Consider the following 9,851-nt stretch of genomic DNA (forward strand, 5'->3'; position numbering starts at 1 on the left):
GTAATTCGAGCATCACTGAAAAGCGCATCCATTACTTGAAAAAAATCGCTACTATATGGTATAATAGACTGTATTTAAAATTTTAAGGAGAAATGGCAGAATGTCTGTATCATTTGAAAACAAAGAAACAAACCGTGGTGTCTTGACTTTCACAATTGCTCAAGACCAAATTAAACCAGAATTGGATCGAGTATTTAACTCAGTTAAGAAAACTATTAACGTTCCAGGTTTCCGTAAAGGTCACCTTCCTCGTCCTGTCTTTGACCAAAAATTTGGTGAAGAAGCTCTCTACCAGGACGCTATGAATGCACTTTTACCAAACGCTTATGAAGCAGCTGTAAAAGAAGCTGGACTTGAAGTTGTTGCACAACCAAAAATTGATGTAACATCAATGGAAAAAGGTCAAGACTGGGTTATCACTGCTGAAGTCGTTACAAAACCTGAAGTAAAATTGGGTGACTACAAAAACCTTGAAGTATCAGTTGATGTAGAAAAAGAAGTAACAGACGCTGACGTTGAAGAACGTATCGAACGTGAACGTAACAACTTGGCTGAGTTGGTTCTTAAAGAAGCTGCTGCTGAAAAAGGTGACACTGTTGTGATCGACTTTGTTGGTTCTATCGATGGTGTTGAATTTGATGGTGGAAAAGGTGACAACTTCTCTCTTGAACTTGGTTCAGGTCAATTTATCCCTGGCTTCGAAGACCAATTGGTTGGACACTCAGCTGGTGAAACAGTTGATGTTGTTGTAACATTCCCAGAAGATTATCAAGCAGAAGACCTTGCTGGTAAAGAAGCTAAATTCGTCACAACTATCCATGAAGTAAAAGCAAAAGAAGTTCCAGCTCTTGACGACGAACTTGCAAAAGATATTGACGAAGAAGTGGAAACACTTGCTGAATTGAAAGAAAAATACCGTAAAGAGTTAGCAGAAACAAAAGAAGAAGCTTACAAAGATGCAGTTGAAAGTGCAGCTATCGATAAAGCTGTTGAAAATGCTGAAATCGTAGAACTTCCAGAAGAAATGATTCACGAAGAAGTTCACCGTTCAGTAAATGAATTCCTTGGAAACTTGCAACGTCAAGGTATCAATCCTGACATGTACTTCCAAATCACTGGAACTACTCAAGAAGATCTTCACAAACAATACGAAGCAGAAGCTGAGTCACGTACGAAGACAAATCTTGTTGTTGAAGCAGTTGCTAAGGCGGAAGGATTTGATGCTTCAGAAGAAGAAATCCAAAAAGAAATCGAACAATTGGCAACTGACTACAACATGGAAGTTGCTCAAGTTCAAAACTTGCTTTCTACTGAAATGTTGAAACACGACATCACAGTTAAGAAGGCTGTTGAATTAATCACAAGTACTGCAACAGTAAAATAATCTGAAAAGATCAAAAGCCCACCGGTTCCGGTGGGCTTTCTTGTGCTCTATTTTTCAAAAATCCCTTGAAGGTCTGCCTCTGTAATCCCAATCATGGCTGGAATACTAGACCAGTTTTCTTCGGTCAAGATATAGGGCGCTTTAGAATCAGCTGATATGGTAGTTTCAGTAGTTTGCTGGCTAGTTTTTTTAGTTGCTTCCATTAGGTCACTGAAACGTTCAATCAGATAGGTCTTGCGAGCTGTCCCGATGTGCTTGGTTGCATAGTCAAAGGCCTGAAGTTCACCAAGTAGGATGAGTTTGCTTTTGGCGCGAGTGATAGCAGTGTAGATGAGATTTCGCTCCAGCATGCGCTTGCTAGCACTGGTAATTGGCAGAATCACAACTGGAAACTCACTCCCCTGTGACTTATGGATACTCATAGCATAGGCCAGACGAATTTTGTACCATTCATTTCGAGGATAGGAAACCTCGTTGCCATCAAAATCGATGATAATTTCATCTTGCTTAGATTCAGTGTATTTTCCAGGAATCAGGTCAGTAATATAGCCTAAATCTCCATTAAAGACATTGACTTCTGCATCGTTGACCAGATGAATGACCTTATCGCCTGTGCGGTAATGAAACTGACTTGCCTCAAAACTAATCTGTCCCTTTTGAAGAGGATTGAGCAGTTCTTGCATGAGTTGATTGATGGCATCAATTCCTGTTGTACCACGATACATAGGAGCCAGAACTTGGATGTCACGTGCAGGGATGCCACTTCTAATAGCAGCATCTATGATTTTTTCAATGGTCGCAGTGATATGGTTGCTGGCGATTTCAAAGTAGGAACGGTCTGCTTTTTTCTGAGTGAAATCTGCAGGCAAGATGCCCTGTCTAATCTGACTAGCGAGAGTGACAATGGTTGATTCTTCGCTCTGACGGTAGATTCTTTCCAAGCGTGTTTGAGGAATACTTGAAATCTGGAGTAAGTCAGCCAAGACTTGACCAGGACTAACCGATGGCAACTGGTCACTATCTCCGACAATGAGAATTTTACTATTAGAGGAGATGTTGGAGAAGAGTTGGTTGGCTAGCCAGGTATCCACCATAGAGAACTCGTCTACGATGATAAAATCAGCATCTAGATAATCTTCCAAATGACTGGTATCGTCGTCTCCAGTCATCCCCAAATGGCGGTGAATCGTTGCACTTGGCAATTCTGTCAACTCATTCATACGACGAGCGGCGCGACCGGTTGGAGCAGCTAGGAGAATCGGTAGACTACCTTTTTTTCTAAGGTCTAGCCCCTCTATTAGAGCATAAACACCAATAATCCCATTGATAACAGTGGTTTTTCCAGTACCAGGTCCACCTGTCAGGATAAAGACCTTGTTTTGGATAGCGTCGCAAATAGCCTGCTTTTGAATAGTATCGTATTGGATGCCTAATTCCTTCTCAACAGTTGCGATATGCTCCTGGATAGTTTTTATTTCGTGTTTATTGGGGTCTTCTTTTTCAAGAATACGAATGAGGTGATTGTGAATTCCTTCTTCAGCGAAAAAGAGACTGTTGTCAAAGATTTTCGTATCAACCTGCTGAACTTTTTCTTCTTCAATGAGATTGGATAATTCTTGAGCGAGTTGGCTGGGTTCTAATTCCACAGGTCGTGAGGATTCAAGTAGGGTTAGAGTCTTTTCTAATAGATCTCTTGCTTCAACATAAGTATCCCCGCTTTCCATACAAGCATTTAAAAGGCTATGAACAAGACCTGCTCGAAAGCGTTCAGGTGCCTGACTCTCAATCCCCAATTCCTGTGCTAATTGGTCAGCGATGGTAAAGCCCAAACCCTTGATATCTTCTACCAACTGATAAGGATAATTTTCAACGATATCGATGGTTTCCTCTTTATAGGTATCCTGGATTTGAATAGCTAATTTATTAGGAATCCCGTAGTTTGCAAGTTTGGCCAAAACCATCTCAGTTCCGTAGTTAAGACGAAGTGTAGAAACGAAGGTCTCACGACTTTTAGAAGATAGTCCAGAGATGGTTTCGAGTTTCTCAGGATGCTCCAGGATTTCATCAATGGTATTATCTCCGTAGAGCTCTACAATCTTCTGGGCAGTTTTGAGTCCGATTCCTTTAAAATGGCTACTAGAGAAGTATTTGACTAAGCCCTTGCTAGTCGGTTTTGCACGTTCATAACGGCTTATTTGTAATTGTTCTCCATACTTGGAGTGTTGGACGATTTGTCCCCAAAAAGTGTATTCCTCTCCCTCGATGACATCAGCCATGGTCCCTGTAACAATGATTTCGAAATCATCAAAGTTCTCAGCGTCGGTGTCCTCAATATCTAAGAGGAGGATACGGTAAAAATTACTAGGGTTTTCAAAAATTATACGTTCAATCGTACCAGTAAAATAGACTTCCATATAACTCCTTTACATTCTTGAATGAGATTATATTATTCAGAATAGAATGAGAAGAGGCTGAGATTTTTCTTCTCGGCCTCTTAGAGTTTTTAAACTGTTCCGATACGTTTGAATGGCCAGAAACGGAATTTAGCCTCTCCAATGATATCTTTTGATTTAAAAGTACCAACATGTCGGCTATCACTAGATACCAGACGGTCATCACCAAGTAGGAGATATTCACCCTCTGGTATAGTGAAGGTAAAACTGGTATTATGGTTTACATCTAATGTGAAGGCTTGAGCTTTTTCAGCAAGATTTCTGAAGTACTCTCCTTTTTTTCCATCCCAATTTTCGCCAGTATAGGTGCTTTGGAGTTTATCTTCCTTGAAACGTTTGAGATATTCTGCTAGATAAGGCTCATTCGTTTCCTGACCGTTAACATAAAGTTTATCATTGTCATAACGGATGGTATCTCCTGGCATACCGATGACTCGCTTAACGATATCCTTGTTCCCATCGTCCTCGTGGGCAACCACGATATCAAAACGATTGATTGGAAGATGTTTGACAACAAAGAGGACTTCTCCATCGCCTAGGGTGGGGTCCATAGAATGCCCTTCTACACGGACATTACTCCAAATAAATAAACGACTAAGTCCTACAAGTACAAGAATAAGAATGATAAATCCCCATTCTTTAAAAAATCTTTTAATGTATTTCATAATTTACCTTTCTAGCAACATTTTTGCCTTTTCAGTGTTTTTAAAATGAAGTTTAGCGCAGAAGTTGAGCCCCTTCATTCCATATGCTTGTAAAATCTGACTGGCAACTTTATCAGAAGTTGCACCAGCACCACTTGGAAGTTGGTACCCTAACTCTCGTCCTAGGTTTTCAAGATTTTCTAGAAAAAGATCACGCGCAATGATGGAACTAACAGCTACGGCCAAGTATTTACTTTCAGCCTTTTCCTCAAGTGTAACTGGATTTGAGAAATGATTGGCTTCATCTCTTAAGTACTTATCGTAGTTTTGAGCACTTGTAAAGGCGTCAATGACAATCTTTTCTGGTTCAACTCCTTTTTGAAGGAGTAGGAAAATGGCCTGATTATGGAGAGCGACCTTGACAGAAACAGCATTATAACGTTCCCCAATGACTTCGTTATACTTACTTGGAGAAAGCAGTAGTGCTTGATGCTGGATCTTTTCCTTAAGGAGGGGAGCAATCTGACGGATTTTTTTGTCAGTCAGTGTTTTGGAATCTCCAACTCCGAGTTTTTGCAAAAAGTGATGCTGATCAGGAGTTACAAAGGATGCCACTACAGCTAGACCACCAAAGTAGGAACCATTTCCGACTTCATCTGTCCCTATTAGAGGGATGTTTTGCCCACTTGCTACTTGCGTTACTTGATAACCAAAAAAGCCGGCATAGTTTTCAGCTGCTTCACCTTGCAAGAGAACTTTTCCAGATGTATAGATGGAAACGCTGGCTTGAGGAAGCTTAAAAAAGTAGCGAATATAAGGATTTTTACTTGGCGTGAGGGCTTGTTCATACTCTTTAACAAAAGTTTGAATTTCCTTTTCACTTGGTATTAATGTGATACTTGCCATAGTCTCTATTGTACCATAAAAGCAGTAAAATTGGAAAAAACTGACAAATTTAGTGAAATTTGGTATAATATCGTGAGGTGAATTTTATGGCAAATTTAAATCGATTCAAGTTTACATTCGGGAAAAAAACATTGACCCTGACAACTGAACATGACAATCTTTTCATGGAGGAGATTGCTAAAGTTGCAACGGAAAAATATGAAGCAATCAAAGAACAAATGCCTGGAGCAGATGATGAGACAGTAGCGATTCTCTTGGCGGTTAACTGCTTATCGACCCAGCTCAGCCGTGAGATTGAGTTTGATGATAAGGAGCAAGAATTAGAATCACTCCGTTATAAAGTGGTTGCGGCTAAACAAGAACAGAGTAAAATTGAGGACTCTTTATGATTTCCATTCTACTCTTGTTAATCCTTGCTTGGAGCTTTTATATTGGCTACCGCAGAGGAATTATTTTGCAAGCATATTATCTTGTAGCAACGATTATTTCCGCTTATTTTGCAAGCAAATTTTACCTATCTTTAGGGCAGAAGTTCAATTTATTAATCCCTTATGCAAATCCTCAGGAAGGACAGGGAACATTCTTTTTCCCGTCCAGTCAACTCTTCCAATTAGATAAAGTCTTTTATGCAGGTATCGGTTTCCTTATAGCCTTTACAGCCTTTTACTGTATTGGTCGCTTACTTGGACTTTTTATTAACTTAGCGCCAACTGAGATAGTTGACGGGGAATACTACCGTATCGGGGCAGGTGTGGTATCAGTTGGAGTGACTTTATTTGTCCTCCAGATGATGTTAACGATTCTTGCGACTGTACCACTACAAATTGTTCAAAATTCACTTGAAAATAGCTTTGTAGCTAGACACATCATCCAAAGCATCCCAATCACTACAAATGTGATTAAACAGCTTTGGGTAATCAAATTAATCGGATAAAAAGGGCGGGAACTATTCCTAGCCTTTTGTTTACAATTTTGAAAAGTAAGAGATTGATTTAAAGAGTTGAAAATAAGAAAAGCCATAACTTTTTTACTAAGGAAATAAGATGAATATAAAAATACTAGAAACGTTAGAATTTAACAAGGTCAAGTCTTTATTTGAACCTCATCTTTTGACGGAACAGGGATTAGAGCAGTTAAAAGAGCTAGTCCCAACTGATAAAGCTGATAAAATTAAACAGGCTTTTGCAGAGATGAAGGAGATGCAGGAGCTGTTTGTGGAGCATCCTCATTTCAGCATTTCAGCAACAAAAGACATTGCTGCAACCTGCAAACGTTTGGAAATGGGTGCGGATCTTAACATCGAAGAATTTCTTCTTCTCAAGCGTGTCATATTTGCCAGTCGTGAATTGAAGAATTTCTATGATAATCTTGAAAATGTCCGCTTGGATCATCTGGCTAACTGGTTTGAGAAACTTCATGATTTCCCACATCTACAGGGTAATCTCCAAGCTATCAACGAAGCTGGATTTATTGAAAATTTTGCCAGTGAAGATTTGGCACGAATCCGACGTAAAATCCATGACAGTGAGAGCCAAGTCCGTGAGGTCTTACAAGACCTTCTCAAGCAAAAGGCTCAGATGTTGACAGAGGGCATTATCGCTAGTAGAAATGGTCGCCAAGTTCTTCCAGTCAAAAATACCTATCGGAACAAGATTGCTGGGGTCGTTCACGATATTTCTGCCAGTGGGAACACTGTCTATATCGAACCGCGTGAAGTAGTCAAGTTGAGCGAAGAAATCGCCAGTCTTCGTGCAGATGAACACTATGAGATGATGCGTATCCTTCAAGAGCTCTCTGAACGAGTAAGACCACACGCAGCTGAAATCGCTAATGATGCCTGGATTATTGGACATTTGGACCTGATTCGTGCCAAGGTCCGCTTTATCCAAGAGACGGAAGCAGTGGTACCTCAAGTTTCTGAGGATCAGGAAATCCAACTCCTCCATGTTCGCCATCCTTTGGTACAAAATGCTGTCGCAAATGATGTGCATTTTGGGAAAGATTTGACAGCCATCGTCATCACTGGTCCCAATACTGGTGGTAAGACTATCATGCTCAAAACCTTAGGCTTGACACAGATCATGGCTCAGTCTGGTTTGCCTATCTTAGCTGATAAAGGCAGTCGTGTAGGGATTTTTGAGGAAATTTTTGCAGATATAGGGGATGAGCAATCCATTGAGCAGAGTCTTTCAACCTTCTCTAGTCACATGACCAATATCGTTGATATTTTGGGTAAAGTCAACCAACATTCGCTCTTACTGCTAGATGAACTTGGGGCAGGTACAGATCCGCAAGAAGGGGCAGCACTTGCCATGTCTATCTTAGAAGACCTACGCTTACGTCAGGTCAAGACTATGGCAACCACTCACTATCCTGAACTCAAGGCCTATGGTATTGAAACGACCTATGTTCAAAATGCCAGCATGGAATTTGATACAGCTAGCCTGCGCCCAACCTATCGCTTTATGCAAGGAGTTCCTGGTCGAAGCAACGCCTTTGAGATTGCTAAACGACTGGGTTTGTCAGATGTTATTGTAGGTGACGCTAGTAAGCAAATTGATCAAGACAATGACGTCAATCGTATCATTGAGCAATTGGAAGAACAAACGCTTGAAAGTCGCAAACGTCTGGACAATATTCGAGAAGTCGAGCAAGAAAACCTCAAGATGAATCGTGCGCTTAAAAAACTCTACAACGAGCTCAACCGTGAGAAAGAAACCGAACTCAATAAGGCGCGTGAACAGGCTGCTGAGATTGTTGAATTGGCACTCTCTGAGAGTGATGATATTCTTAAAAATCTTCACAGTAAATCTCAACTGAAACCGCATGAGATTATTGAAGCCAAGGCTAAGCTTAAGAAATTAGCCCCTGAAAAAGTTGACCTTTCTAAAAACAAGGTCCTTCAAAAGGCCAAGAAAAAACGAGCCCCAAAAATTGGGGATGATATCATCGTTTTAAGCTATGGTCAACGAGGAACCTTGACCAATCAACTCAAGGATGGTCGTTGGGAAGCACAGGTTGGCTTGATTAAGATGACGCTTGAAGAAAAAGAGTTTGACTTGGTTCAAGCTCAGCAAGAAGCGCCAGTCAAGAAGAAACAAGTCAACGTCGTCAAACGTGCAGTAGGAAAAGGACCGCGAGCTAGACTAGACCTTCGTGGCAAACGTTATGAAGAAGCTATGAGTGAATTGGATGCCTTTATTGACCAAGCTTTGTTGAACAACTTAGCCCAGGTGGATATCATTCATGGGATTGGTACTGGAGTTATCCGAGAGGGAGTCACCAAATATTTGCAAAGGAATAAACATGTCAAGACCTTTGGATACGCTCCTCAAAATGCAGGTGGTAGTGGTGCCACCATCGTAACCTTTAAGGGATAAGAAAAAGCTTGAGAATTACAGATGATTCTTCAAGCTTTTTCTTTTTTTAGACTAAACGTCTAAAGGTTGTCCAGTATGATTGAGTTGTGTGACAGTGACAAAGAAATCCTCCCTCATTCGTGTTAAGAGTTGGTTAGGATACGTTTTTTCAAAGTTATCAAGAACGGCAAAGATATGTTTTGCAATTTCTAAACCTTTAATGTTATCTTGTCTAAGAAAATTATTAGCACGTTCCATTGATAGACTAATCATATCTGTCATTTTTGCACTCAATAAAGGAAATGTATTAATTACTTCTAAAGTCTTGAGAGCTAAATTTTCGGCCTTATCATAGTAACCATTAATAGAATAATGTTTGATAGCATTTCTCAGGCAGTCAATATAGTAATCAGCGGTACGGGTTGAATGGTATTCAGTTTGTTTTTTTAGAGTGTCTAATAAATGATAGAGCTTGTAATCTAAAAATTCGATTGAAAAGTGGGGGATGATGGATGAAAATATTTTCAACTCGATTTTATTCCAGTTGTCTAATTCACTGAGATAGTTTTTGATATATTCCAATTCTTGATAGTCTTTTGAAGTCAGAAAAGAATTACCAATAATAGTCGCGATAGCAAATTTATTGACTACTCGGTTCGCAATAACATAGTGTTCAGAGACACCAGGATTCTCCAAGGGTTGATTAATCAAATTAAGAATCTTTTTGTATTCACGCTTATAGGATAGATCAGCTACTTGAGCCTGCAATTTGTGAAATTCAGATGGGAACATCTTCATTTTTAGAATATCAAAAGTCTCCTTGTCAATTCCAATATTTGAGAGAATTTCATCAAATTTTTGAATGGTTATCCGAGATTTCCCTTGCTCAAACTGACGTAAAAAATGAGGCGTTACCGTTATACCAGCAGCTTTTTTCTGTGTAAAACCTCTTTCTTCACGAATGTATTTATAAACTAATCCATATATACTTTCATCTTGCATTTTAAATCTCCTTGGATTTTTCATGTTTTTTCATAATTCTACCAGTTTTTGGATTGCCTTTCAGAAAAAGGTAATTATATTTACGTTTTTTCGGGGGGGGGGG

8 protein-coding genes are annotated in these 9,851 nt (G+C 39.8%); 4 read left to right on the plus strand and 4 right to left on the minus strand.

What is annotated here, in order from left to right:
- Positions 1–100 precede the first annotated feature (100 nt).
- Positions 101–1,384: a trigger factor gene (gene tig, locus HMPREF3237_RS06500; RefSeq protein WP_070889236.1), complete on the plus strand. Its 1,284-nt coding sequence runs from the start codon at positions 101–103 to the stop codon at positions 1,382–1,384.
- Between the two features lie 47 nt (positions 1,385–1,431).
- On the opposite strand, the gene HMPREF3237_RS06505 is transcribed toward tig, so the two are convergent.
- The 3 genes from HMPREF3237_RS06505 to rnhC all read right to left on the minus strand — a co-directional run bounded on the left by HMPREF3237_RS06505 (position 1,432) and on the right by rnhC (position 5,387).
- On the minus strand, positions 1,432–3,798 hold the full coding sequence (locus HMPREF3237_RS06505; protein ID WP_070889237.1) for an SF1B family DNA helicase RecD2: 2,367 nt from the start codon (positions 3,796–3,798) through the stop codon (positions 1,432–1,434).
- Between the two features lie 89 nt (positions 3,799–3,887).
- Positions 3,888–4,502, minus strand: a complete 615-nt coding sequence (lepB, locus tag HMPREF3237_RS06510) for a signal peptidase I (protein WP_070889238.1) — start codon at positions 4,500–4,502, stop codon at positions 3,888–3,890.
- A 3-nt stretch (positions 4,503–4,505) separates the two neighbouring features.
- A complete protein-coding gene (rnhC, locus tag HMPREF3237_RS06515) occupies positions 4,506–5,387 on the minus strand; it encodes a ribonuclease HIII (RefSeq protein ID WP_070889239.1) in 882 nt (293 codons plus the stop codon).
- Between the two features lie 86 nt (positions 5,388–5,473).
- Here rnhC and zapA point away from each other — a divergent pair, with 86 nt between their 5' ends.
- From zapA to HMPREF3237_RS06530, 3 genes are all read left to right on the plus strand, one after another.
- Complete coding sequence (gene zapA, locus HMPREF3237_RS06520) at positions 5,474–5,776, plus strand: cell division protein ZapA (RefSeq protein WP_004252047.1); 303 nt, start codon at positions 5,474–5,476, stop codon at positions 5,774–5,776.
- Positions 5,773–6,321 carry a CvpA family protein gene (locus tag HMPREF3237_RS06525; protein ID WP_070889240.1) on the plus strand — a complete coding sequence of 183 codons (549 nt, stop codon included), beginning with the start codon at positions 5,773–5,775 and terminating at the stop codon, positions 6,319–6,321. Before zapA ends, HMPREF3237_RS06525 begins: the two co-directional genes overlap by 4 nt.
- A 109-nt stretch (positions 6,322–6,430) precedes the next feature.
- A complete protein-coding gene (locus HMPREF3237_RS06530) occupies positions 6,431–8,767 on the plus strand; it encodes an endonuclease MutS2 (RefSeq protein WP_070889241.1) in 2,337 nt (778 codons plus the stop codon).
- A 51-nt stretch (positions 8,768–8,818) separates the two neighbouring features.
- Here the strand turns inward: HMPREF3237_RS06530 and HMPREF3237_RS06535 are convergent, their stop codons facing one another.
- Complete coding sequence (locus HMPREF3237_RS06535) at positions 8,819–9,748, minus strand: helix-turn-helix domain-containing protein (RefSeq protein ID WP_070889242.1); 930 nt, start codon at positions 9,746–9,748, stop codon at positions 8,819–8,821.
- Between the last annotated feature and the right edge of the window lie 103 nt (positions 9,749–9,851).

The sequence above is a fragment of the Streptococcus sp. HMSC34B10 genome (assembly GCF_001839505.1).
In the GTDB taxonomy this organism is placed as follows: domain Bacteria; phylum Bacillota; class Bacilli; order Lactobacillales; family Streptococcaceae; genus Streptococcus; species Streptococcus peroris.